Origin of the sequence: Amycolatopsis sp. NPDC004625 (assembly GCF_040609695.1) — a bacterium.
Classification (GTDB): domain Bacteria; phylum Actinomycetota; class Actinomycetes; order Mycobacteriales; family Pseudonocardiaceae; genus Amycolatopsis.
The window spans coordinates 1-23,214 of record NZ_JBEXKX010000001.1 but is presented as its reverse complement, the minus strand read 5'-3'; the positions used below and the strand labels follow the sequence as shown (position 1 = coordinate 23,214).

Sequence of the window (23,214 nt, the reverse complement as noted above, 5' to 3'; positions counted from 1 at the left end):
TCAGCTGGCGGTAACCACCACGCGAGCGCCGGCCCTTTCCAGCTTCACCCTGACCGCTTCCGCCTGTTCCCGGCCCACGTTCTGCATGAGGGTCCTCGGCAAAGACTCGACCAGGTCCTTCGCTTCCTTCAGCCCGAGGCCGGCAAGGGACTCGCGAACGAGCTTGATCACCTGGATCTTCCTCGGTCCGGCCTCCGCGAGCACGACGTCGAACTGTCCTCCGGATGCGATCGATCCGTTTTGCCCGTGGAGCTCGTCCAGATCGACGGCGGCGACGACGGCAGCGAGATCCGGCTCTCCCGCCAGTTCCAGTGGGGTGATTTCCCGGCTCGGCCCGGTGAACCTCACCTGCAGCTGGTCATGGGTGTCGTTGACCACCGTGACAGCGTCGGCCGTGTCCCACCGCACGCCGACGAGCGCTTCGCGAGAGAACCGGGCACCGAGGACCACTTCGGTACGGCTCCGCCCATACGCGTCGAGTCCCGCGCTGCGCACCGCGACGATGCGCACCCACTGCAGCGCGGGCGCGACCGCGAACGCCTCCTTGACGGTGGCGAGAACATATCCGCAGACCAGAACCTTGTAGAAGTCGGCCAGCTCGCGTTTGGTCAGCTTCTTCAGCGACAGGTTCCCGGCCGCCGTCGTCGTCGGACGCCGCTCGGGGATGGCCGACGAACCGGGTACGGCCACCACGACCGACGCCTCGTCGCCGTCCACGCCGATCGGCGCGGCGGCCGCCTCGTTGTCTTCGAACGCTTCCGCCAGCGTGCCCAAGACGACGTCCGCATCGTTCTCGTTCAGTCGCCGCCACAGCGCATCCAGTTCTGCCTGCCACCGGTCGTGAGCTCGTCGGTTGCTCGCCCGCAGTTCGGCGAGCTCGGCCTGGGCGGCGCGGTCGGCTTCGGCCTTTGCCTGCGCGCGAGCCTGCCGGGCGAAGAGACCCAGGCCCGACAGCCGGGCCTTCCGGTGCCGATCGGCGATCGCCCGCTCGTCCGGCGGCTCCGGGTCCGGTGCCCGAGGCGGTTCCGCGGCCGCGAAGTCCGAGCGGTGCAACGAGAGGATGGCCTGAAGCGCGGCAGCGAGCTCCTCGGCCTGTTGAGCCTTGACCGCAGCGGCGAGTGACCGGGAAGAGGTCCCGGTCGACGACCGGCGAGCCGGTGCCCGCCTGCTGCCGCCGAGCGAGGTGTAGAACCCCACGGGCCCGGCACCGCTCGAGAAGCCCGCGCGTCCGCCGCCGACGTGCACTCTCGCGACCCGCGGCCCGACGCTCGCCCGCAAACCTCGGCTGGACGCGCGGATCCGCACGCCGGGAGCAAGCTTGATGGAGAAACCCATGCCGAACCTCGTGCTCGTCCGCGGTGATCACCTGTCGCAGTTGAGTCGCGCCGGGGCAGGCGGGGCGTTACGTCCGAGGAGGGTGGCCCGCCTCACCGCAGCGCGAACAACCCCACGGCGAACAGCACCACCGGCACCACGGCGGCCGCCGTGCTGATCAGCCACATCCCGCCGCGCCAGCCCGCCGGGGACGCCTCCAGCACCAGCCGCCGGACCAGGGCCGCCTCCACCACCGCCGTCAACACGAAGCCCAGGCCGACGCTGAAGATCGCCGCCGCGCCGACGGACAGCAGGCCCGCTGTCGAGGCCGCGCCCAGGGGCGCCGCCACTTCCCAGCGCACCACGCCCGCGGCCGCCGCCAGCAGGGCCAGGAGCAGCACGAACGCCACCAGGAAGCCGATCCGCGCCGTCATCGGGTGGGGGCCGCGGCCGAAGATCCAGAACCCCGCGTCGAGCGCCGCGACGACGACCGCCAGCACGACGAAACCCGCACGGAAAGTCAGCACCCGATCACTCTAGCGACGTGAACCGCACTTCCACGCTCCCCAACTCGCCGAAGTCCGCCACCACGTGCCCGCCCGCGTGGATCGGGCACGGCGGGGTCGCCGTGCCCGTCGTCACGATGTCGCCCGGGCGCAGCGACCGGCCGTGGCGGGGCAGCTCCATCGCCAGCCAGTGCAGCGCCAGCCGCGGATCGCCCAGGACCAGGCTGCCGCTGCCGCGGGAGAACTCTTCGCCGTCCGCGTGCAGGATCACCGGACGGCGGGGCAGGTCGAGGTCGCGCCAGCCCGGCACCGGGCGACCCTCGACGAACCGGCCCGCGCACGCCGCGTCGGCCAGCAGTTGCGGGCCGCCCGCGTGGCGGTGGTCGGTGTAGCGGCTGTCCGGCAGCTCGATCGCCAAAAACATCGTGTCGACCGCGTCGAGCACCGCCGCCAGGGAGGGCGACGGGCCCGGGTCGGCCCGGAGCCGGAAGGCGAACTCCGGTTCCGCGACGCCCATCGTCATCGTGTCCGCCGGCACCGGCGCGCCCTCGGCGTGGTGGAACCGCTCGAACATCGCGCCCGGCAGCGGCCCGGGGACGTCGAGGTACTGGCGGGCGTACACCGTGGTCGCGGCGATCTTCCAGCCCGACACGGGCCCCGCCAGGTCGGCGAGCGCCGCCTGCACCGCCATGCCCTCGGCGAGGTCGCGCGGGCGGACGTCGTCCGGGAGGCCGTCCAGCCGCTTGCCGCTGCGCCACGCGTCCCAGATCAGCTCCGCCGCCCGCGCTCGGTTCACCCGCGCGATCTTGCCAACCGGAAGACCGGGTGTCGATCGGCTTCCGCGGCGAACGCCTCGGCCGGGTCGCCCGGCTTCGCGTCGAAGAACGGCGCCGTCACCGGGATCTTGCGGACGTACGCGCGCAGCACCGGGCCCGCCGCGGCGGCGCCGGCCTCCTCGACCTCCCACGTCTCGCGCCGGCGGCCGCGCCACAGCCGGGCGGTGGGGTCGGCGCGCAGGTTGTGCACCCAGCCGACCTGCCCGTACGGCGACACGAGCCAGCGCTCGCCGCCGGTCTCCACGACGTTGACCGGCGTGGTCCGGTCGGTGCCGCTTTTGCGCCCCCGCGTGGTCAGCAGGAACCCGGTGCCACCCGCGGCCGGGATCCCGCGGGCCAGCAACGCCTTCACTCCGGCGTTGACGGTCTTGCGCGCCACGCCGAGCCGGTACTTCCGCGCCATCACGGGTGCATAGCGTAGACCCCGGAGAGGTCGCGCACCCGCGCCCAGACGTTCTCGAACCGCCCGGCGTCCACCACCGGCTTGCGCAGCGCGGCCAGGGCGATCGACTGCTGGGCTTCGGTCGAGCTCGCCTTGCCGTTGAGGTCCACCGCGGCGGCGCTGAAGTCCTGCACCATCACGGCGAAGATCTGGTCGACGACCTCGTCGTCGAGGCCGGTGATCCGGGCCTGCTCCAGGATCAGCTGGCCGTACACGACGAGCGTGAACAGCTCGGTCAGCGCGAGCCCGAAGTCGAGGTCGGCCTGCTGGGCCTCGTCCGGCGCCGCCTCGGTGAGCAGCTTGACCAGGTAGCCGGCCTGCTCGGTGAACAGGGCGACGTTCGGGACGTGCGCGGCTTCGGCGTAGGCGGTCTTCCAGTCGTGGAACCGGACCTTCGACAGGCCGCGCGCCGGGCCCTGGCGGAAGAGGAACTCGTCGTCCGCGGCGTCGGTGCGGGTGCCGACCGGCGCGTACTCCTGCGGCGCGAACAGGTAGTTCGGCATGAACTTCGCGATCAGCGCCAGGTTCACCGCCACCGTGCCTTCGAGCTTCGGCAGGCCGTCGATGTCGTTCTTGGACATCGCCAGGTAGGTGTCGGCCTCGAAGCCCTTGGCCGCCACGACGTCGGCGACCAGGCCGATCACCTTCTGGGCCTCCGTCGTCACCTTCATCTTGGTGATCGGGTTGAACAGCAGGTAGCGGCGGTCGTCCGGGTTCGCGCTGCGGAAGTAGTCGACGGCGCGGTCGGAGAACAGCTTCATCCCGGTCAGCCGCGCGTACGCCTCGACGAACTCGCGCCGGACGTGCGGGAAGTCCGTGACGGGCTTGCCGTACAGGACGCGGTTGTGCGCGTGCGTGACGGCTTCGTACAGCGAGTGCGTCGCCATGCCGATGCCGCCGAAGCAGAGGTTGAACTTGCCGATGTTGACCGTGTTCAGCGCGGCGCTGAAGGCTTCGGCGCCGACGTGCAGGATGTCCTCGGCGCGCACCGGGTAGTCCTCGAGCCGGAACTCGGCGACGTACATCTGCGACGGCACCACGTTCTTGACGACGTGGTAGTTCGGGTGCTCGGAATCGGCGTAGAAGAAGACGTACTGGCCGGGGCCCTCGACGCCGTCGATGCGGCCGAAGACCGACACCGTGCGCGCGCAGTTGCCGTTGCCGATGTAGTACTTCGAGCCGGTGGCGCGGTAGCCGTCGCCGTCCTTCGCGAGCACCATGTCGGAGGAGTAGATGTCGGCGCCGTGGTCCTTTTCGGACAGACCGAACGCGCCGACGCCGCCGGCGTCGAGGGCGTCCGCGGCGCGCTTGCGCGCCTGCGCGTTGGCGCTCTGCCACACCGGGCCGAGGCCGAGGATGGTGACCTGCCACGGGTACCAGTAGTTCAGGCCGTAGAAGCCGAGGATTTCCGACAGGGCGGCGACGCGGCTGGTGTCCCAGCGCTTGTCGGGGTTGCCCTCGGCGTTCGCCGAGGGCGTCAGGAAGGTCGAGAACAGCCCTTCCTTGCCCGCGAACTCGATGAAGTCCGCGTAGAAGGTGCGGTTGTGGTAGTCCTCGGTCAGCTTCGCCTTGCCGCGCTGCTCGAACCAGTCGATGGTGGCGCGCAGCAGGCGCCGCGTCTCGGCGTCGAAGTGCGCCGGGTCGTACTCGCGCGGGTTCAGCAGCATGGTCGTCCTCCTCGATTACCGACCGGTAACTTAGCAAGGTCACCCGAGTGCGGGCAATCTCACTGGGGGCAGGTCACTCTCGTTGGGTATACTGATCATGCGGGCCGCTCAGTTCTGCCTCGGCCCGCTGCTGTTGTCGACTACCACGCGCCGCGGCCGTTGACCGGTCTGCGCCGGGCAGGACAACCCTTCTCAGGTTACGGAGACCAGGGCACTCGCGTGCCCGCACGACTTATGAGCACTTTCGCTGAACTGGGCCTGCCGACCCCGCTCGTGGCCGCTCTGGCCACGCAGGGCGTCACCGAGCCCTTCCCGATCCAGGCGGCGACCCTGCCGCACACCCTCGCCGGCCGGGACGTCCTCGGCCGCGGCCGGACCGGCTCCGGCAAGACGTACGGCTTCGTGCTGCCCGTGCTGGCGCGCCTGGCCGCGGGCCCGACGCGGCGCAAGCCGGGCCGCCCCCGCGCGCTGATCCTGGCGCCGACGCGCGAGCTCGCGACGCAGATCGAGGCGTCGATCCTGCCCCTGGCCCGCCCACTGGGGCTCAAGGCGACGACCATCTTCGGCGGGGTGTCCGCGAACCCGCAGATCACCCGCCTGCGCGACGGCGTCGACATCGTCGTCGCCTGCCCCGGCCGGCTCGCCGACCACATGCGCTCCGGGCACGTGAAGCTCGACGCCGTCGAGATCACGGTCCTGGACGAGGCCGACCACATGGCCGACCTGGGCTTCCTCCCGGAGGTCCGCCGCATCATGGACGCAACCCCGGACCGCGGCCAGCGGCTGCTGTTCTCGGCGACCCTGGACAACGGCGTCGACGTGCTGGTCAAGCGGTTCATGGACGACCCGGTGCTGCACAGCGTCGACTCGGCGCAGTCCCCGGTGTCGACGATGGAGCACCACGTCCTGCACCTGGAGGAGACCCACCGCCTGCCGGTCCTGGTCGACCTGACGGCGGCGCCGGGCCGCACGCTGGTGTTCACGCGGACGAAGAGCCGCGCGAAGGCGTTGACGCGGAAACTGGTGGCGTCGGGCGTGCCGGCGGTGGAGCTGCACGGCAACCTGGGCCAGAACGCACGCACCCGCAACCTCGAGGCGTTCTCGTCCGGAACGGCTCGCACGCTGGTGGCCACGGACATCGCGGCCCGGGGTATCCACGTCGACGACGTCCGCCTGGTGATCCACGCGGACCCGCCGGTGGAGCACAAGGCGTACCTGCACAGGTCGGGCCGCACGGCCCGCGCGGGTGCGTCGGGCACGGTGGTGACGCTGATGACGGACGCGCAGGTCAGGGACGTACGCGACCTGACGCGCAAGGCGGGCATCAAGCCGACGACGACCCAGCTGGGCCCGGGCCACCCGCTCCTGGCGGAGCTGGCCCCGGGCGAGCGAACGTTCTCGAAGGCCCCCGCGGTGGACAACCGCCCGAAGAAGGTCTCGGCAACGGGAGCAGCCCCCGGCAGCGGAGGTCGCGGACGCCGATCGACGGCACCGAAGGAGAACCGCGGCGGCCAGCGTTCGCGAGCAAACGGACAGGGGCGGCGCGAAGAGCAGCAGCAGCGTTCGTCAACAACATCCCGAGCCGGCCAGGCCCAGCGCCGCTCAACCGGAGCAGCAAAGGCGGCCGGCACAGGCCGAGCGGGAGCCCCGGCGACAAGCGGTCGCCGCAGCAGCGGAGCGGCCGGAGCCCCAGCGGCGGCGAGCCGCCGAACGGGCGGCGCAGCAGCGTTCTCGGCCGGCACCCGAGCAGGCGCCCGCCGCCCCCGCTAGGCGTCTGGACGGGCACCACACGTGCCTGGAGAGGCACCACGTGTGTCCAGACGGGCATCACGCGTGATTGAACGGGCATCACACGTGTCTGCAGGGGCATCATCGCGATGCCCCTCCAGACACACGTGATGCCCGTTTTTGCAAGGCAACAAAACCACTCCACGCACCCCCGGCAACCCCAAAACAAGCTGGGTGGTCATCCCGTCGTCTGAGGCCGTCAAATCACTTTGAGCCAGGCCCGCAACCCCCAGCGCAACGCAGGACAAAGAACCCAACCTTGCGGGCCTGGCTCAAAGTGATAGGCCTCAATCAGGCGACGGGATGACCACCCAGCGACCCCACGAAAAGCCGAGCAAAAAGCAAAACCCAAGGGTCATCCCAGAGCCTGCCCGTCCGGCGAGGACAGTCTTCAAAAGCCAACTACAGCGACGAAGTCAACCCCCGAGCCCGAAGCACAGCCCGTTCCAAAGGCCGAAAAACAAGCAGCTCAATCCCCACCCCAACAAGCAGAATAAGAAAGATCGCCGCAATAACAGTCTCCATGCTGTTGAACGACGACCCCTGGTTCAAGTACGCCCCCAGCCCAATCCCCAACTGAGGCGACAAAGCAATCAACTCAGCCGCCATCAACGACCGCCAGGAAAACGCCCACCCCTGCTTCAACCCCGCCAAAAACCCCGGCAAAGCCGCCGGCAACAGGATATGCCGAGCCGAGGACAACCGATTGGCCCCCATGACCTGCCCCACCCGAGGCAGAATCGGCGGAATCTGATCGATCCCCGACACCAGCCCGTTCGCGATCGACGGCACCGACCCCATCAGCACCACGAAGTAGATCGCCCCGTCATTGATCCCGAACCACAGGATCGCCGCCGGAACCCAAGCCACCGAAGGCAAGCTCTGCAGCCCCGTCAGCAACGGCCCGATCGCCGCCCGCACCACCCGGACCTTCGCCACCACCAGGCCGAGCGGAGTACCGATCACCACACCGGCGAGGAACCCCAGCGCCGCCCGGTGCACCGACGTCCAGACGAACCCGAACACCTGGCCGTCGGCGACGATGCCCCAGAACTCGCTCCACACCGCCGCCGGGGCCGGGAGCTGGGACTCCGGCCAGAACGCCGCCGCCCACAGGATCTGCCAGACCACCACCAGCAGGACCAGCGCGCCCAGCGGGGGCAGGAACCCCCAGGCGAACCGCTTCCAGAATCCCGGGCGGCGTTCGCCGATCGGGGCGTCGAGCGAATCCAGCCCGGCGCCGACCTGCTCCAGGTCGGCTTCGGCGGGCCGGTCAAGCTGCGGCATGGGTGCTGATCACCTCGCGCAGGTGCCCGGTGATCTCCTCGGTCAGTTCCTCGGCGTCGGCCAGCGGGACGTCCGTCCACTCGCGCACGACCCGGCCGGGCCGCGACGACAGCAGCACCACGCGCTGCCCGAGCCGGACCGCCTCGCGCACATCGTGCGTCACGAACAGCACCGACGTGCCCGTGCTGCGGTAGACGCGCAGCAGCTCGCCCTGCAGGACGTCCCGGGTGATGGCGTCGAGCGCGGCGAACGGCTCGTCCATCAGCAGCAGCGCCTGTTCCGGGTCGCCGCCGACGCGCAGGGTCGCCGCCAGGGCTCGGGCCAGCGCGACGCGCTGCCGCATCCCGCCGGACAGCTCGTGCGGCCGCTTGCCGCCCGCGTCCGTAAGCCGGACCAGTTCCAGCAGCTCAGCGGCCTTTTCTCGACGCTCGGCGCGGCCGAACCCGGCCAGCCGCAGCGGCAGCTCGACGTTGCGGGCCGCGGTCAGCCACGGCATCAGGGCGGCCTCCTGGAACATCACGGCGGGCCGTGACGTGTTCAGCGTGATCTCCCCCGCCGACGGCGCGTCGAGCCCCGCGACCAGGTTCAGCAGCGTGCTCTTGCCGCAGCCGGACGCGCCGAGCAGGCAGACGAACTCGCCGGGCGCCACCGTCAGGTCGACGCCGTCGAGCGCGACGACCGCACGCCCGGCCGTGCCGAACGTCTTGCGCACGCCGTCGAGCCGGACCGCGGTCGCACCGGTGAAATGGGTGCGGCCGGTGGGGAGGGTGGTGGTCATCGCTGGCTGCCTCTCCGGGTCATTTCGCGAGTTCGGGAGCGTCGACGGCGGGCAGGTTCTTGGCCTTCAGGACCTCGTTCAGCGGGCCGAAGTCGGCGAAGCCCTTCAGCGCCACGGCCGACTTCACCACGCCGGCCGTCACCGAGTCCTGTGCGAGCTGCGGGAATTCGGCGGCGATGGGGTCGGTGGTCAGCTCGATGCCGGAGAAGGCGCGGTCCAGGACCGCTGCGCTCAGGGTACTGCCGGCCAGCTCCTTGAGCGCCCCGTTGACCACGGTCTTCGCCTCCGCCGGGTTCGTCTTGGCCCAGTCGATCGCGGCCAGCTCGCCCTTGAGGATCGCGCGGACGGTGTCCGGGTGCTGCTGCAGGAACTCGCTGCGCACGATGACGACCGTGGTCGGGAAGCGGCCACCCGGCCAGAGCGTCTTCTCGTCGACCAGGACCTTCGCGCCGGCGTCGAGGACCAGCCGGGACGCCCACGGCTCGGGCAGCCAGCCGCCGTCGACCTCGCCCTTCTTGAAGGCGTCGAGCGTCTTCGGGTTGTCGAGGTTGGTGATCTTGACCTGGCCGGTCAGCTGCTTGCCGGCGAGGAACTTCTTGAGCGCGACGTCCTGGGTGTTGGCCAGCTGCGGGGTGGCGATGTTCTTGCCCTTGAGCCCCTCCACGCTGGTGATGTCCGGCTTGACGACCAGCTGCGCGCCGCCCGAGACGGCGCCGGAGATCAGCTGGATGGCGCCCTTGGACTTGGTGAAGGCGTTGATCGCCGGGCCGGAGCCGAGGAAGGCGACGTCGAGGGAACCGCCGAGCAGGGCGTTGACCTCTTCGGGGCCGGCGTTGAAGGTCTGGGTGGTGAGCTTGGTCGAGCCGAGCTCGGTCTTGAAGAAGTCCTTCTTGACGCCGATCAGCGCGGGGGCGTGCGTGACGTTCGGGAAGAACCCGACGCGGACCTCCCCGGCGGCGCCCTGGTTCGCGGCCGGCGCGGTGCTGCTGTCCGCTCGCGAACAGCCGGCGAGCACGCCCACGACGGTCAGGGCGGCCAGCGCCGAGGCCAGGGTTCTCCGGGAGGTGCGCACGTCGGCATCGCCTTTCGTCGGTGTCCGGGCGAGGTTCGCACGGTCACCCACTCAGGCGCATAGCCATCCGCATCCCGGGACACCTCGTGAGATTTCTTGACATCGGCGGCCCCGGCGCCTACTGACCGCGAGAAAGTCGCCGGCGCGGGCAACCGCTCGCGTCACCCGGACGTGGTATGGGTGACCACGGAATCGGGAGGAAGTCATGACGAGCACCGCACACCGACGGGGCCACGGGGTCGCCGGCGTCCGCGTGGCGCTGGTCTTGCTGTTCATCGGGCTGGGCCAGGCGTCGTTCGAGTGGCTCAGGTCACTCGGCATGGACGCGCTGACGGGCATGGTGGTGTGGGCGATCCCGGTCGTCACCGCCGCGGCGGTGACGCTGGTGCTGTGGGTGGCGTCGGACCGCGCGTTCACCCTGCGCAACTGGCTGCCGGTGGCGATCTCCATCCCGGTGTACCTGGCCGGGGCGTTCGGCCTGGCCACCGGGACGGCAAGCCTGGTGGCGTCGATCGTCAGCGGCGTCGGGCTGGGGGTGGCGGTGGTGACGGTCTCCGGCATGATCCGGTCGCGCCGCCACGCCGCCGAAGTGCGCCAGTAGGCGGTCAGCGGCGCAGCAGGAGGAACACGTCGCCGAATTCGTGCCACAGGTACCGCTGCGCCACGGCGGCGTCGTACGCCCGCTGGACCACGTCCGCCCCGGCGACCGCCTCCAGCAGCAGCAGGTGGGACGCCTCCGGGGCGTGCAGGCCCGTGACGATGCCGTCCACCACCGCGGCCGGGCGGTCCGGGCCGAGGACCAGGTCCGTCCAGCCCTCGGCCGGGCCGATCGCACCACCGTCGGAAGCCGACTCCAGGGCGCGGGCCACCGTCGTGCCCACCGCGATCACCCGGCCCCCGCGACCGCGGACCCACGCCACGAGCGCCGCCGTGGCCGCCGGGACGCGGAAGCGCTCGGCCTGGGGCGGCTCGCCCGCCTCCGGGGAGGACACCCCCGTGTGCAGCAGCAGCGGCGCGACCAGCACACCGTCCGTCACCAGGCGGGTCACCAGCTCCGGGGTGAAGGGCCGGGCCGCCGACGGCATCTCCGCGCTGCCCGGCTCGCGGGCGAACACCGTCTGGTAGTCCGCCAGCGGCCACGCCCGCGGGACGTACCCGTAGCGGATCGGCCGGCCGGCCTCGGCCAGGAACCGGGTCACCTCGGGCGGCACCTCCGCCCGCCACAGCCGCGCCGCGCCCGGGACCACCGGGGCGAGCAGCGTCAGGGACGCGCCCCCGGGCAGTCCGAGGCGTTCCCCCGGGCGGCCGTCGAGCAGCGGCCCGCCGGGGGCGCGCAGCTCGACGACCCAGGAACCGTCGTCGAGCGACGTCGAAAAGTGGACCACGACCGGGCGCCCGTCCCGCAGGGCGTCGACGGCGGCCGGAAGCGTGCCGGACGTGTTGACGACCAGCAGGTCCCCCGGCCGCAGGTGTTCCCCCAGCGACGAGAACACCGTGTGGTGAACGCCCGCGGGCGAAGCGACCAGCAGGCGGACGCCGTCCCGGGCCAGCCCGCGGGCCTCCGGCGGTGCCGAGGCCGACAGGTCCGGCGGCAGGTCGAACCGGACGTTCATGCCGGCACCAGGAGGTCGGCGGCGCGGTAGCGGCCGCTCGGCGGGCGCTCGTCGAGCAGCCGCAGGAACGCCGGGACGGCCGTCTCCGGCAGCGGCCGGTCCGAGATGTCCTCGCCCGGGAACGCCCGCTGGTGCATGGCCGTGCGCAGGTCGCCCGGGTCGACCGCGTACACGGACAGGTCCGGGTGTTCCACGCCCAGAACGGCGGTCACCTGGTCGAGCGCGGCCTTCGCGGAGCCGTAGCCGCCCCAGCCTTCGTACGCTTCCACGGCGGCGTCGGAGCTGACGTCGATCACGGCGCCCCGGGCCGCGGTCAACGCGGGCAGCAGCAGCTGCGTCAGCGCCAAGGGGGCGAAGACGTTGACGCGGTAGACGTCCTCCAGGTCCGCCAAGGGGTAGCGCGCCAGCGGCGGCAATGGGCTGACCCCGAGCGAGCTGGCGTTGTTGACGAGCAGGTCGAGCTCGGAACGGGCGAGCGCGGCGCGGTGGGCCGGGTCGGTGACGTCGCCGGGGACGGCCGTGAAGCCGATCTCGCGCGCCGCCGATTCCAGCGCCGCCGCGTCGCGGCCGGTGCCGGTGACCGTCCACTGGCGACCGACCAGGGCGGCCGCGAGGGCGCGGCCCAGCCCGGCGGACGCGCCGGTGACGAGTGCGGTGGGCATGGTGCCTCCTTCGTGGGGGTACCACACCATCGTGAAACCTCTACATTACTTGAGGTCAACCGGAGTGCGGCCACGCAGCAGGGAATACGCGGCCAGCGAAACGACGAGCCCGACGTAGTACGCGAGGTCGGCGCCGTGCAGCGCCGCCGCGACCGGTCCGGTGTAGAGGGTCGTGTTCATGAACGGCACCGCCGCGCCGAACCCCACGAGGAAGGCCACCACCGCGGCCCACGGGCGGACGGGAACCGAAGCCAGGACGTCGACCTGCCGTCCGCCGCGGGTGCGCGCGAACCAGTCCGGGACGACGACCCCGAGGAACGGCGGGATCCAGTACGAGACGAACAGCAGCACGTTCTGGAACTTCGCCGACAGGTCGCCGCTGTGCATCCAGAGGATGAGCGCGAAGGCGAGCACCGTGACGACCACCGCCGACACCGGGCGCCGCAGCCGGACGCCGACCGTCTGCAGGGCCAGCGAGCCGCTGTAGTCGTTCATCGCGTTCGACGACACCGCCGCGAGCGCGATCACCGCCAGCGCCAGCCCGCCGAGGAACCCGCCGCCGAGCAGCCCGGCGACCCCCTTCGCCGTCTGGTCGCCCAGTGACGAACCGAGCGCGAGCCCGAGGCCCTCGCCGATCGCGTACGACGCCACGAGCCCGAGCAGCGTCGCCCAGAAGACGCTGCGGGACGACGTCGAAGCCGGCAGGTACCGGCTGAAGTCCGAGGCGTAGGGCGCCCAGGAGACCGCCAGCGACAACGTCACGGTCGTGAAGAGGACGACGCCGCCCGCCAGGTCGGCGCCCGAAGCCGTGTTCGCCGTGGCGATCGGGTGCCCGGCGAGGACCTTCACGGCGAGCGCGGCGAAGGCCAGCACCAGCAGCACGCTCATCACCGCCTGCACGCGGTGGATCAGCGCGTAGCCGAACACGCCGAGCGTGCACTGCAGCACCAGCACGATCAGCACCGCCGCCCAGAACGGCAGCCCGGTCAGCTCCGCGAGGGCGTCGCCGCCGAACAGCCCGACCAGCGCGTCCCAGGCGATCGAGCCCAGCCACTGCACCAGGCCGGGCAGCACGACACCGCCGCCGAAGGGCAGCCGGGCGAGCGGCAGCTGGCCGGTGCCGGTGCGCGGGCCCCACGTCGACAGGTACGCCACCGGCAGCGACCCGAGCACGGTGCCGGCGAGCATCGCGGCCAGGCCCGTCCAGAAGCCGAGGCCGAGCGACGCCGCGAGGGTGCCGGTGAACACCGCCGTCATCGTCAGGTTCGGCGCGAACCACACGCTGAACAGCCGCCACGGGCGGCCGAACCGGTTGTCCGCCGGCACCGGGGCGATGCCGTGGGTTTCGATCGCGAGGTCCCCGCCGCCGGCGGGCATCCGCCCGCCGAAGACCTCGGCGTCCAAGCCGTGTGCGCTCATGTTCCGCCTTCCTCCGGGATCACCCTAAAGCGCAGCCGCGTGGTGTAACGCGACGGCCCGAACGGGCGAATCACGGTTAGCCGTTACCGGACTGCGCCAACCACCGGCCAAGACCCATCGGGAGGGTCGCCGTGCAGCACCCGCGGACGTCGGCGATGACCGCCCTGCTGGCCGCCGGGTGCGTGCTCGGCGTGGTCGCGCTGACGCTGAAAGCCGGCGAAGGCAGCCACCCGGCGCTCGACACCGCGCTCAGCACCACGACCGGGTTCCTGTTCCTGCTCGCCGGCGCGGTCGCGCACGTGCGACGCCCGGCCAACCCGATCGGCGTGCTCATCGCCCTCGCCGGGGTCGCCCTGTTCCTGGAGGACCTGCAGTTCACGGCGAACCCGGTGCTGTACACGATCGCCGTGCCGCTGCGGGCCGCGTCCAGCCCGGTGATCGCGCACCTGGTGCTCGCGTTCCCGCACGGCAGGCTCCGCTCGAGGTGGGAGCGGCTGCTGGTGGCCGCGGCCTACGTCGTGGTGCTCGGCATCGGCGTGGTCGGCCTGCTGACCGACGACGACCCACGCGATCTGCTGGCCGTCGCCGCCGACTCGCAGGCCGCCCCCGTGGTCGGCCGCGCGCTCGGGCTCGCCGCGACGGCGATCAGCGCGGGCGTCGTCGTCGTGCTGCTCTACCGGTGGCTGACCGGGCGGCTGCCGCAGCGGCGGCTGCTGTCGCCGGTGGTGGTGATCGCGCTGGCCGGCGCGCTGACGTCGGGGGCGGGCACCGCGCTGGGCGACGCCCACCCGCTGTCCGGGCCGCTGCTGCAGGCGTACCGCATCCTGTTCTGCCTGTGGCCGCTGGCGTTCCTGGCCGGGGTGATGCGCGCCCGCGTCGGCCACGCCGAGATGGTCCGCCTGCTGCTGGAACGCGACGGCACCGGGCTGGCCGCGCTCGTGCAGGACGACGAGGTGTGGAAGGACAGCCGGTCCATCGACGCGCTCAACGCGGCCGCCGGGCTGGTGCTGGACAACCAGCGGCTCACCGCCGAGCTGGAGCAGCGGCTGGCCGAGGTGCGGGCGTCGCGGGCGCGGCTGGTCGCGGCGGGCGACGAGGAGCGCCGCCGGCTGGAGCGCGACCTGCACGACGGCGCCCAGCAGCGGCTGGTCAGCGTCGTGCTGCTGCTGCTGCGGATGGCCGGCCGCCGCTCCGGCGCCGGGCTGCCGCCCGAGCTCGGGGCGGTGCTCGCCGGTGCGGTCGACGAGCTGCAGACGGCGATCACCGAGCTGCGGGAACTGGCCCGCGGCATCCGCCCGGCCATCCTCACCGAAGCGGGGCTGGCCGCGGCGGTCCGGTCGCTGGCCGACCGGATCCCGATGGAGGTGGCCCTGGCGGTCGGCACGGTCCCGCGCCTCGACGCGGCGGTGGAGGCGACGGCGTACTTCGTGACGTCGGAGGCCCTGACCAACGCCCTGAAGCACGCGCGGGCCGAGCGCGCCGACGTCCGGATCGCGGTGACCGGTGCCGGGTTGCGGGTCGAGGTGACCGACGCGGGCGTCGGCGGCGCGGACGCCGGAAAGGGCTCGGGCCTGGCCGGGCTGCGGGACCGGGTGCAGGCCCTCGGCGGCGAGCTGGACGTCACCAGCGGCCCCGGCGGCACCGCGGTCACGGCCGTCATCCCGATGGCCGCCGAAAAGCCGTGAAGGCCCCCTCGCCGAGACCGGCGAAGGGGCCTTCACGGGACTTTCGATCTAGACGAGCAACAGGAACAGCAGGCCGTTGGGCGAGCCGAGGCCGGTCACGTCGTCGTAGCCCGGGGTCGTGTGGATGGTCAGACCCTGGTAGTCGAGCGTGCGCACCGAGGTGAGCAGGCCGCCCGAGGCGTCGGTCGAGTTCGCGTAGTCCACGCGCTCCACCGCGGCGTCCACGTGCTTCACGTCGCTGATCGCCGGGGTGCGGGAGGTCAGCTTGTAGATCACGGGGTTGATGAAGCCGTGGTGGAAGTGGTCGAAGCTGTCGGCCACCGCCATGATGCCGGCGAACACCGGCGACGCGAGGCTCGTGCCGCCGATCCGGTACTGGTCGTAGTAGACGCCGTCCGGGAAGGTCTGCGTCTGGCCGACCAGGAAACCGGTGTTCGGGTCACCGACCGCGGAGATGTCGGGGACGACCCGGCCCTTGGTGTTGCCGGTCTGGTTCTTCTTCGCCAGCGCGTCCGGCACGACACCCTTCTGGTAGAAGGGCTGCGTGAACAGCCGGCTCGTGCCGCCGCCGGAACCGCTGGTGTAGTTGGCCGGGCCGTAGACGCCGTTGGTCAGCGTCGACTTGCTGGTCTCCCAGCCGGTCTCGAAGATCTTCTTGCCGTCCTTGCCGATGGCGATGGACGTGCCGCCGACCGCGGTGATCCACGGCGCCGAGGCGGAGAAGTCCGGCGACGGCGTGCCGAGGCGCGCGACCTCGTCACCGTTGTCGCCCGACGAGAAGTACACGCCGATGCCCTCGAGGACCGCCTGCAGCGAGATCTGGTTGAACACCTTGACCTCGTCGGCCGGGATGTCCTCGCCGGTGTCGCCGTAGGAGTTCGACACGATGTCGGCCTTGTGGCCGGCGACCACGTAGTTCAGCGCGATGTCGAGCGAGTTGTCCTGGCAGTCGGACCCGCCGACGTACAGGATGTTCGCGCCCGGCGCGAGCCCGTGCGCGGCCTCGACGTCGAGGGTCTCCTCGCCGTACCAGCCCGCCGCGTCACACTGGTCCGCCGGCTCCAGGACCGGGTTGACCGGGAAGATGTGCTGCGAGAACTGGCTCTGCTTCAGCGGGTGCTGCGGGTCGTTCTTCTTCGCGTACGTGCTCGCGTCGGAGTAGATGTTCGGCGAGGCGAACGCGTCGACGATGGCGATCGTGGTGCCCTTGCCGTCCGCGCCGACCTTGTCGATGCCGTAGGCCGAGCGCAGCTGCGCCGGGGTGTAGCCGCAGGGGGCGTACGGCAGCTGCTTGCCGTTGTAGGCGGGATCGGTGGTGTCGATCTTCTCGCCGTAGTAGGCGCTGCACGGCCGGGCGTTGCGGAAGCCGGGGCCGGGCGGGACGTCGGACGGCGTCCCGGAGCCGGTGGCGTGGTCCGGCTTGAACAGGTTGGTCGCCTGGTCGACACCGACGACGCCGAGGACGTCGCCGGCCAGGTTCGCCGGCACCGACAGGTTCTTGTCGGCGGCGCGCAGCGTCTGGCCCTTGACCCGGTACTTGCCGAGGTCGACCGCGAACGCGTTCTCGGTCTGGGCCGCGGTACCGGTGGCCTCGACGAAGGCGCGGTTCGACGGAACCTCGCCGATGCTGAACCCGTTGCCGGTCAGCCACGACTTGACCGCGTTGACGGTCGCGTCACTGGCGGCGAAGCGGTCGCGCACCTGGTCGGGGCTGAGGTACTGGCGGTAGGTCGCGCTGTCCGGGTCGGACACGGCCTGGGCCAGCGCCTCGGCACCGGCGTTGTCGCGCTGGTTCAGGTAGACCCGGAAGCTCAGCTTCGCGGCGGGCGCGGTGTCGGCGACCTTCGCCTGCGCGTTCGCCCACAACGGGTGCGACTGCGGAATGTCCTGACGCCCCTGCGCGGACGCCGTCGCCGGCAGGGTGCCGGTCAGGCCACCCACCACCGCGAGCGAAAGGAGCAGGGTGGAGCTTCTTCGCACAGAAATCTCCCTCTTCGAAAGCGGCCCCCAGTAAATGGGCCTTGGAACACCGGCTGAGACTAGATCGGTGTTCCGCTCACGGGAAGTGCCTGCGGAACCGTTATCTGGACAGGAATTCGCGCCCCGTTAAGCGTGGTACGGAAATCCGATTTGTCGCGGGAAAAACGCGAGGATTATTATATTGTGCACCTTAAGTCCGGTTCGTGGCGGTATCGCGGACCACGCGCGACGGCCGCCCGCCACCTACTAAAGTCGGGCGCTCCGTCCACTCGGGACAGTCCGGCGGCTGACGGCACTTCGGCCGTCACGCGCGGGCCAGCCGCCGGTCCACCTCGGCCGGGGCGAACACCGCGTCGACGACCATCGCCACCGCACCGCCGAGCGCCTCGCCGCGGCCGCCGATCTCCACCCGCAGGTTCTGCGTCGCCCGCGGCAGCGCCCGCCGGTAGAGCACCTCGCGGACGCCGGCGGCGAAGTGCGGCTCGGCGAGGTCGCCGGCCAGCACCACCACGCCCGGGTTGACCACGCAGACCAGCGTCGCCAGCACCTCCCCCACCTGGCGGCCGGCGACCTCGGCGAGCCGGATCGCGGCCGGCTCGCCCGCCACGATCCGGTCGCGCACGCCGGAGCCCGACACCGTCGGCAGGCCCTGTTCCGTCAGCCGGGCGGCCAGCGCGCCGCCGCCCGCGACCGCCGCGAGGCAGCCGAGCGAGCCGCACAGGCACCGCGCCTCCGGGTGGCCGGGCAGGCGGATGTGCCCGATGTCGCCGGCCCCGCCGTCGACCCCGCGGTACACCTCGCCGCCGAGGACCAGCCCGGCGCCGATGCCGGTGGACACCTTGACGACGACCAGCGCGGCCGAGTCCGGGTACCGGGCGCGGTGCTCGCCCAGCGCCATCAGGTTCGCGTCGTTGTCGACCAGCACCGGGGCGCCTAAGCGCGCGCCGAGGAAGGCGTCGATCGGGTAGCCGTCCCAGCCGGGCATGATCGGCGGCCGGGTGACCCGCCCGCGGCCGGGTTCGACCGGGCCCGGCACGGAAACGCCGACGCCGCAGACCGGCCGGCCCGCCTCGGCCAGCATCGCGTCGAACCACTCCGCGATCCGGCCGAGCACCGGCTCCGGACCGTCGGCGACCCGCAGCGCGCCGCCGCGGCGGGCCAGCACCCGGCCGGCCAGGTCGGTCAGCGCGGCTTCGGCGTGCATGGTGTCGATGCTCGCGGCGAGGACGACGGCGTGCCGGTCGGCGAACCGGAGCTGCCGCGCCGGGCGGCCGCCGGTGGAGTCCTCCTGGCCGCCTTCGGTGAGCAGACCCGCCGTCTGGAGCTGCTCCAGGCGCGCGGTCAGCGTCGAGCGGGACAGCCCGCTGCGTTCCTGGAGGGCCTTCCGCGTGCTCGCCTGGCCCGTCCGGACCAGCTGCAGCAGCTCTCCGGCGCTGGTCGGCGCGGTCATCCGGCGGCCTCCTTCGGACTTTTGTCCATTGACAAGACACAAGTTGGAGATAGATTGGACATATGAACGTAACACGGGAGCGGGCGGCGGCCGTCCTGGCGGGCAACTGGCTCGGCGCGTCCACCGTGCCCTCGCGTTCGCTCTACCCGCACCAGTGGAGCTGGGACTCCGCCTTCATCGCCTTCGGCCTCCGCCACCTCTCCCCTTCGCGAGCCCGGCGTGAGCTGGTGACGCTGTTCGAGGCGCAGTGGCCCGACGGCCGTGTCCCGCACATCGTGTTCGACCCGGCGACACCGCCCGAGGCGTACTTCCCGGGGCCGTCCTTCTGGCAGGCCGGGCGCACGTCGGGGCTGGTCCAGCCGCCGGTGCACGCCCGCGCCGTGCTCGCGGTGCACGAAACCGCGCCCGATCTCCAGTTCCTCGCCGCGCTGTACCCGAAGCTGGTGGCGTGGCACGACCACCTGCGGACGCACCGCGACGCGGGCGGCCGCGGGCTGGTGGCGATCGTGCACCCGTGGGAGTCCGGAATGGACAACAGCCCGGCCTGGGACGGCCCGCTTTCGCGCGTCACGCCCGCGACCGGGTTCGTCCGCCGCGACCTGGCGCACGGCGCCGCCGGCGACCGGCCGGGCGACGACGACTACGGCAGGTACGTCCGGCTCGCCGCGGACTACCGGGACAGCGGCTACCGGGACTTCGGGACCTTCGCCGTGGAAGACCCCGGCTTCAACGCCCTGCTGGCCGACGCCGAGCTGGCGCTGGCCGAGATCGCCGACGAACTCGGCCTGCCGTCCGGCGCCCACCGCGAAGCCGCGGCGCGCATCGAAAAGGCGTTGCAGGAAACCCTGTGGCACGACGGCTTTTTCTTCGCCCGCGACGTTCTCACCGGTTCACTGACCCCGGAGTACACGTGCGCGGGCCTGCTGCCGCTGGTGCTGCCGGACCTCGCGGTCGCGCCGGCCCTGGTGGCGGCCGCGACCGGTCCGCGGTTCCGGCTCGGCCGGGTGCACGGCGTCCCGAGCCACGACCTGACCGCCCCGGGTTTCGACCCGGGCCGCTACTGGCGCGGGCCGTCGTGGTCCAACATCGGCTGGCTGGTCCGGCGCGGGCTGGTGTGCCACGGCGAGTTCGCCCTCGCCGCCCGGCTGGGCGGCGACCTCGTCGAGATCGCCGCCCGCACGGACTTCGCCGAGTACGTGGACCCGCTGACCGGCGCCGGCCACGGCACCCGGTCGTTCAGCTGGACCGCGGCCCTGACCGTCGACCTCCTGGCGGATCAGCCCGCCGCGGTCGCGTAGTCCGAGCCGACCCAGGTTTCGTCGATGCGCAGCCGCTTGTACCGCGTGCTGTCGCTCGAGGCCGCGTACGTGCTCGTCACCTGGAGCCGCACGTACCGGGCGTTCACCGCGGAGAGGTCGACGAACTGGACGCCGCGGTGGCTCGGCAGCGTCCCGGACTTCACCGCGCTGCCCCAGTCCTTGCCGTCGTCGGACACGAACACCTTGTACGCCTTGATCCGCGCCGACTGCTCGCTGTCCGACCGGGCGTAGCTGACCGAATCCTCCCGCTGGTTGAGGCCGAGGTACTGGACCTTCTTCGCCGTCCCGAGGTCGTAGTCGAGGTTGACCGGGAGCGTCTTGTTGTTGTCGAAGTACGTCAGGTAGTCGCCGTCGCTCGCGGACTGTCCACTGTGGCCACTGGCCGACGCGCTCGCCTTGAGCGTCACGGTCTTCGGGTCGTAGGTGCCGGTGCGGCCCGCCGTCTCGACCTTGAACACCGTGTCGTAGGTGTCCCAGCCGGACAGCCCGGAGAGCGTCAGGCTGCCGCCGCCCTGGCCGAACGAGATCGCCGCGCCGGTGCGGAGGTTCGTGACGCGGCTGACGCGGTAGCCGTTGTCGCGGATCTTGAGCGTGCTCCCCGACGGCTTGGTCAGGACGTGGACGTACTGCGCGTCACCCTTGATGGTGATGACGCCGTGGGCGCCGTCGTTCCAGAAACCCGGTTGCATGCCGCCGTACATGTAGCCGGCGCCCTGGGTGCCGCCGAGGGACTCCCAGATCGCGTCGAGGTAGGTGTTCGCGAAGTTGTTGAACGCCTCCTGGTTCGACGGGAACCTGCCGTTCACCATCGCCGTTTCGGCCATCAGGGACTTGATCGACGAGCCCGAGTTCGTGACGAACCGGCCGAGGTTGAGCATCTTGTTCACCGCGGAGTTCGATCCGCCGTACCACCACGAGCCGGTGTCGGGGAGCTTGAAGCACGCCTCGGTGAGCCGCGGCATCGCCGTGTAGGTCGCCTGCGGGTAGTCGTAGGACGGGGTCATGCCGGTCTTCTGCTCGTTGCTGATCGTGTCCATGATCGGCGTGTCTTCGTTGTTGTTGCTGAGCAGGTAGTCCGGGCGCTGCTGGTAGATCTGCCGGTACAGGTCGTGCGACTCCCAGTAGGCGTTGTCGTTGTCGATCCAGAAGCCGCCGAGGTCGGGGTAGTTCTTCATGACCTCGAAGAAGTTGTCGTAGCTGAACTGGCCGAAGCCGTCCTGGCTGTCGAGGTCGACGGTCTTGCCCTTGTACTTCGAGTAGCCGGCCGAGTCGAGCCACTCGTGGCCGTCCTCGTCGTGCCATTGGGCGTCGTTGGTCATGTAGAGGATGACCTTGAGGCCCTGGGGCTTCGCCGCGGCGACGAGCTCGCCGAGGAAGTCCCGCTTGGTGCTGCAGCTGCCCGGGATCTTCGACGGCCAGGCCCGGGAATAGCCGAGGCGGCTGTGGAAGGAGGCGAGCACGAGGTAGGACGCGTGCAGCTTCTTGGCTTCGGTGACCCAGTAGGCGGGATTCCACCCGCCGTCGGTGATCGCTTTTTCCCAGGCGCTGCAGCTGGTGTAGCCGGGTGACGTGCGCATGCCCCAGTGCAGGAACAGCCCCGCCTGGCTGTCGCGCAGCCACTGCTGGGAGGGTTTCTGCAGGTCGGCCGAAGCCGGCGCGGCGATGAGCCCGGACACCGCCAGCATCGACGCGCACGCGACGAGCGCCCGGCGGAGGAACCTGTCTGCCATGAACGACCTCCAGTGGTCTGGTCCACTCGGTGGTGTACTCCTCGCCGCAACCGCCGGTCAAGGCTTAGATCCGACCTTTCCGCCGAGTTTCGCTGGCCGGTACATCCACGTTGCGGCCGTTCGGGTTAAATATCTGATATATGACGCGAGAGATCCGATCTCTCTTGACTGGGCGTCCCGGAGGCGAGTAGATGTTTTCCCCGGAAGCGCTTTCGCTTCGAGACCATCGCTCCGGCGACACGGGCAGCACGCCGCGCCCCCCAGAGCTGGTCGGGATGCCGACGGACGGCGGATCGGCATCCCGGCCACCCTTTCACCGCGTCGCGGGGCCAATGCACGAAGGGACGATGAATGTCCGAACACCCCCTTCGCCCGACCCGGCGCGCGGTCCTGGCCGGCACCCTCGGCGCCCTGGGCGCGCTCGCCGCGACGGGTCCCGTCGCGTGGGCGGCGGACCGGCTCCCCCCGATCGGCGGCGCGGCGCCCACGGACTGGTCGCGCGCGGTGATCGACTCGACGATGAAGCGCTACACGCCCGACAAGATCGGCGGCTGGGGCTACACCCTGGGCCTGTACCTCTACGGGCAGTACCTCTTCTACAAGCGCACCGGCGAGAAGAAGTACCTCGACTACATCGTCGCGTGGTACGACCGGTTCATCACCGACAGCGGCATCTCCAACAGCTTCAGCAACCTGGACTCGATGCGCTCGTGCCAGATGCTGCCGCTGCTGTACGCGGAGACGGGCCGCAAGAAGTACAGGACGGCGGCCGACCAGCTGCGCAAGCGGTTCCCGTCCTACCCCCGGACGTCCGACGGCGGCATGTTCCACGCGACCAGCAAGGTCGGCCAGCTGTGGGGCGACGGCGTCTACATGGCCCAGCCGTTCCTGGCGCTGTACGGCGCGGCGTTCGGCGACGGGGACTACTGCTTCGAGGAGTCGGCGAAGAACATCGTCGTGTACTTCAGCCACCTGCGCGAACCGGCGAAGAACCTGCTCTACCACGCCTACGACGAGGACGGCTCCGAGTCGTGGGCGTCCGGCGCCGGCCACCACTCGAAGTACCACTGGGCGCGCGCGATCGGCTGGTTCGGCATGGCCACCATCGACATCCTCGAGGTGCTCCCGGCCGACCACCCTCGCCGGGCGGCCCTGATCGACGTCGTGCGGTTCCTGGCGGCCGGCTACCAGCGGTACCAGGACGCCTCGACCGGCCGCTGGTACCAGGTGGTCGACCGCGGCGGTGATTCGAAGAACTGGCTGGAGACGTCGGCGTCGTCGATGTACACGTTCACGATGGCCCGCGGCGTCCAGCGCGGCTACCTGCCGTCGTCCTACCAGGCGGTGGCGGACCGCGGCTACGCCGGCGTGCTCAAGAAGGTGTCGGTCGGCTCGGACGGCCTGACGAACATCACCGACATCTGCGAAGGCACCAACGTCGGAGACCTGTCGTACTACTACGGCCGCGGCCGCAAGACCAACGACTTCCACGGCCTCGGAGCCTTCCTGATCATGAACGAGCAGTACACCCACTGACCTTTGTGACGCCGCAGAAGGGGCCCCGGCCACCAGGCCGGGGCCCCTTCGTCCGTACCCGGACGGTCGGTTCGCGTACCTGGACCGTCGGTTCGCGTACCTGGAGGGTCGGTTGGTGAGCCGACCCTCC

19 protein-coding genes are annotated in these 23,214 nt (G+C 71.2%); 5 read left to right on the top strand and 14 right to left on the bottom strand.

Annotated features, from left to right (window positions below; genetic code table 11):
• The 5 genes from ABZW17_RS00095 to ABZW17_RS00075 all read right to left on the bottom strand — a co-directional run bounded on the left by ABZW17_RS00095 (position 1) and on the right by ABZW17_RS00075 (position 4,765).
• Entirely contained in the window at positions 1-1,335 is a 1,335-nt protein-coding gene (locus ABZW17_RS00095; protein WP_354808099.1) for a ribosomal protein L7/L12, read from the bottom strand.
• A gap of 92 nt (positions 1,336-1,427) precedes the next feature.
• The gene (locus ABZW17_RS00090) at positions 1,428-1,841 is read right to left on the bottom strand and encodes a hypothetical protein (protein WP_354808098.1); all 414 of its coding nucleotides are present in this window, start codon (positions 1,839-1,841) and stop codon (positions 1,428-1,430) included.
• Positions 1,842-1,845: 4 nt separating this feature from the next.
• The gene (locus ABZW17_RS00085) at positions 1,846-2,616 is read right to left on the bottom strand and encodes a fumarylacetoacetate hydrolase family protein (protein ID WP_354808097.1); all 771 of its coding nucleotides are present in this window, start codon (positions 2,614-2,616) and stop codon (positions 1,846-1,848) included.
• Positions 2,613-3,059, bottom strand: a complete 447-nt coding sequence (locus ABZW17_RS00080; protein WP_354808096.1) for a nitroreductase family deazaflavin-dependent oxidoreductase — start codon at positions 3,057-3,059, stop codon at positions 2,613-2,615. The genes ABZW17_RS00085 and ABZW17_RS00080 overlap by 4 nt, the downstream gene beginning before the upstream one ends.
• On the bottom strand, positions 3,059-4,765 hold the full coding sequence (locus tag ABZW17_RS00075; protein ID WP_354808095.1) for an acyl-CoA dehydrogenase: 1,707 nt from the start codon (positions 4,763-4,765) through the stop codon (positions 3,059-3,061). The genes ABZW17_RS00080 and ABZW17_RS00075 overlap by 1 nt, the downstream gene beginning before the upstream one ends.
• Before the next feature lie 234 nt (positions 4,766-4,999).
• On the opposite strand from ABZW17_RS00075, the gene ABZW17_RS00070 reads away from it, so the two are divergent.
• The gene (locus ABZW17_RS00070) at positions 5,000-6,535 is read left to right on the top strand and encodes a DEAD/DEAH box helicase (protein ID WP_354808094.1); all 1,536 of its coding nucleotides are present in this window, start codon (positions 5,000-5,002) and stop codon (positions 6,533-6,535) included.
• 420 nt (positions 6,536-6,955) lie between these two features.
• On the opposite strand, the gene ABZW17_RS00065 is transcribed toward ABZW17_RS00070, so the two are convergent.
• The 3 genes from ABZW17_RS00065 to ABZW17_RS00055 are packed head-to-tail and all read right to left on the bottom strand — an operon-like array spanning position 6,956 to position 9,690.
• Positions 6,956-7,840 (bottom strand): ABC transporter permease, encoded by an 885-nt coding sequence (locus tag ABZW17_RS00065; RefSeq protein WP_354808093.1) that lies wholly within the window; start codon positions 7,838-7,840, stop codon positions 6,956-6,958.
• Positions 7,827-8,618 carry an ABC transporter ATP-binding protein gene (locus tag ABZW17_RS00060; protein ID WP_354808092.1) on the bottom strand — a complete coding sequence of 264 codons (792 nt, stop codon included), beginning with the start codon at positions 8,616-8,618 and terminating at the stop codon, positions 7,827-7,829. The genes ABZW17_RS00065 and ABZW17_RS00060 overlap by 14 nt, the downstream gene beginning before the upstream one ends.
• A gap of 19 nt (positions 8,619-8,637) precedes the next feature.
• Positions 8,638-9,690, bottom strand: coding sequence for an ABC transporter substrate-binding protein (locus tag ABZW17_RS00055; RefSeq protein ID WP_354808091.1), 1,053 nt, complete (start codon positions 9,688-9,690; stop codon positions 8,638-8,640).
• 205 nt (positions 9,691-9,895) lie between these two features.
• On the opposite strand from ABZW17_RS00055, the gene ABZW17_RS00050 reads away from it, so the two are divergent.
• Positions 9,896-10,291 carry a hypothetical protein gene (locus tag ABZW17_RS00050; protein WP_354808090.1) on the top strand — a complete coding sequence of 132 codons (396 nt, stop codon included), beginning with the start codon at positions 9,896-9,898 and terminating at the stop codon, positions 10,289-10,291.
• Positions 10,292-10,295: 4 nt separating this feature from the next.
• Here the strand turns inward: ABZW17_RS00050 and ABZW17_RS00045 are convergent, their stop codons facing one another.
• From ABZW17_RS00045 to ABZW17_RS00035, 3 genes are read right to left on the bottom strand one after another with little or no spacing between them, the layout of a single operon-like run.
• Positions 10,296-11,303, bottom strand: a complete 1,008-nt coding sequence (locus ABZW17_RS00045) for an S-adenosylmethionine:tRNA ribosyltransferase-isomerase (protein ID WP_354808089.1) — start codon at positions 11,301-11,303, stop codon at positions 10,296-10,298.
• Entirely contained in the window at positions 11,300-11,965 is a 666-nt protein-coding gene (locus tag ABZW17_RS00040; protein WP_354808088.1) for an SDR family NAD(P)-dependent oxidoreductase, read from the bottom strand. Before ABZW17_RS00040 ends, ABZW17_RS00045 begins: the two co-directional genes overlap by 4 nt.
• Positions 11,966-12,010: 45 nt before the next feature.
• Positions 12,011-13,384, bottom strand: a complete 1,374-nt coding sequence (locus ABZW17_RS00035; RefSeq protein WP_354808087.1) for a cytosine permease — start codon at positions 13,382-13,384, stop codon at positions 12,011-12,013.
• Between the two features lie 131 nt (positions 13,385-13,515).
• Between ABZW17_RS00035 and ABZW17_RS00030 the strand changes: the two genes are divergently transcribed.
• Positions 13,516-15,069 carry an ATP-binding protein gene (locus ABZW17_RS00030; RefSeq protein WP_354808086.1) on the top strand — a complete coding sequence of 518 codons (1,554 nt, stop codon included), beginning with the start codon at positions 13,516-13,518 and terminating at the stop codon, positions 15,067-15,069.
• Positions 15,070-15,117: 48 nt separating this feature from the next.
• Here the strand turns inward: ABZW17_RS00030 and ABZW17_RS00025 are convergent, their stop codons facing one another.
• Together ABZW17_RS00025 and ABZW17_RS00020 are read right to left on the bottom strand one after the other, a co-directional pair.
• Positions 15,118-17,049, bottom strand: a complete 1,932-nt coding sequence (locus ABZW17_RS00025; protein ID WP_354808085.1) for a S53 family peptidase — start codon at positions 17,047-17,049, stop codon at positions 15,118-15,120.
• 304 nt (positions 17,050-17,353) lie between these two features.
• Positions 17,354-18,499, bottom strand: coding sequence for an ROK family protein (locus tag ABZW17_RS00020; protein ID WP_354808084.1), 1,146 nt, complete (start codon positions 18,497-18,499; stop codon positions 17,354-17,356).
• 62 nt (positions 18,500-18,561) lie between these two features.
• On the opposite strand from ABZW17_RS00020, the gene ABZW17_RS00015 reads away from it, so the two are divergent.
• Positions 18,562-19,797 carry a hypothetical protein gene (locus tag ABZW17_RS00015; RefSeq protein WP_354808083.1) on the top strand — a complete coding sequence of 412 codons (1,236 nt, stop codon included), beginning with the start codon at positions 18,562-18,564 and terminating at the stop codon, positions 19,795-19,797.
• Here ABZW17_RS00015 and ABZW17_RS00010 read toward each other — a convergent pair.
• Positions 19,776-21,548: an alpha-L-fucosidase gene (locus tag ABZW17_RS00010; protein WP_354808082.1), complete on the bottom strand. Its 1,773-nt coding sequence runs from the start codon at positions 21,546-21,548 to the stop codon at positions 19,776-19,778. The genes ABZW17_RS00015 and ABZW17_RS00010 overlap by 22 nt on opposite strands.
• A gap of 351 nt (positions 21,549-21,899) precedes the next feature.
• On the opposite strand from ABZW17_RS00010, the gene ABZW17_RS00005 reads away from it, so the two are divergent.
• Complete coding sequence (locus ABZW17_RS00005; protein ID WP_354808081.1) at positions 21,900-23,084, top strand: glycoside hydrolase family 88 protein; 1,185 nt, start codon at positions 21,900-21,902, stop codon at positions 23,082-23,084.
• Positions 23,085-23,214 lie beyond the last annotated feature (130 nt).

Coding starts and splice junctions, on each gene's coding strand:
- ABZW17_RS00050 (WP_354808090.1), top strand. CDS start 9,896: ATGACGAGCACCGCACACCGACGGGGCCACGGGGTCGCCGGCGTCCGC.
- ABZW17_RS00015 (WP_354808083.1), top strand. CDS start 18,562: ATGAACGTAACACGGGAGCGGGCGGCGGCCGTCCTGGCGGGCAACTGG.
- ABZW17_RS00005 (WP_354808081.1), top strand. CDS start 21,900: ATGTCCGAACACCCCCTTCGCCCGACCCGGCGCGCGGTCCTGGCCGGC.
- ABZW17_RS00045 (WP_354808089.1), bottom strand. CDS start 11,303: ATGAACGTCCGGTTCGACCTGCCGCCGGACCTGTCGGCCTCGGCACCG.
- ABZW17_RS00010 (WP_354808082.1), bottom strand. CDS start 21,548: ATGGCAGACAGGTTCCTCCGCCGGGCGCTCGTCGCGTGCGCGTCGATG.
- ABZW17_RS00080 (WP_354808096.1), bottom strand. CDS start 3,059: ATGGCGCGGAAGTACCGGCTCGGCGTGGCGCGCAAGACCGTCAACGCC.
- ABZW17_RS00095 (WP_354808099.1), bottom strand. CDS start 1,335: ATGGGTTTCTCCATCAAGCTTGCTCCCGGCGTGCGGATCCGCGCGTCC.
- ABZW17_RS00040 (WP_354808088.1), bottom strand. CDS start 11,965: ATGCCCACCGCACTCGTCACCGGCGCGTCCGCCGGGCTGGGCCGCGCC.
- ABZW17_RS00065 (WP_354808093.1), bottom strand. CDS start 7,840: ATGCCGCAGCTTGACCGGCCCGCCGAAGCCGACCTGGAGCAGGTCGGC.
- ABZW17_RS00020 (WP_354808084.1), bottom strand. CDS start 18,499: ATGACCGCGCCGACCAGCGCCGGAGAGCTGCTGCAGCTGGTCCGGACG.
- ABZW17_RS00070 (WP_354808094.1), top strand. CDS start 5,000: ATGAGCACTTTCGCTGAACTGGGCCTGCCGACCCCGCTCGTGGCCGCT.
- ABZW17_RS00060 (WP_354808092.1), bottom strand. CDS start 8,618: ATGACCACCACCCTCCCCACCGGCCGCACCCATTTCACCGGTGCGACC.
- ABZW17_RS00035 (WP_354808087.1), bottom strand. CDS start 13,384: ATGAGCGCACACGGCTTGGACGCCGAGGTCTTCGGCGGGCGGATGCCC.
- ABZW17_RS00075 (WP_354808095.1), bottom strand. CDS start 4,765: ATGCTGCTGAACCCGCGCGAGTACGACCCGGCGCACTTCGACGCCGAG.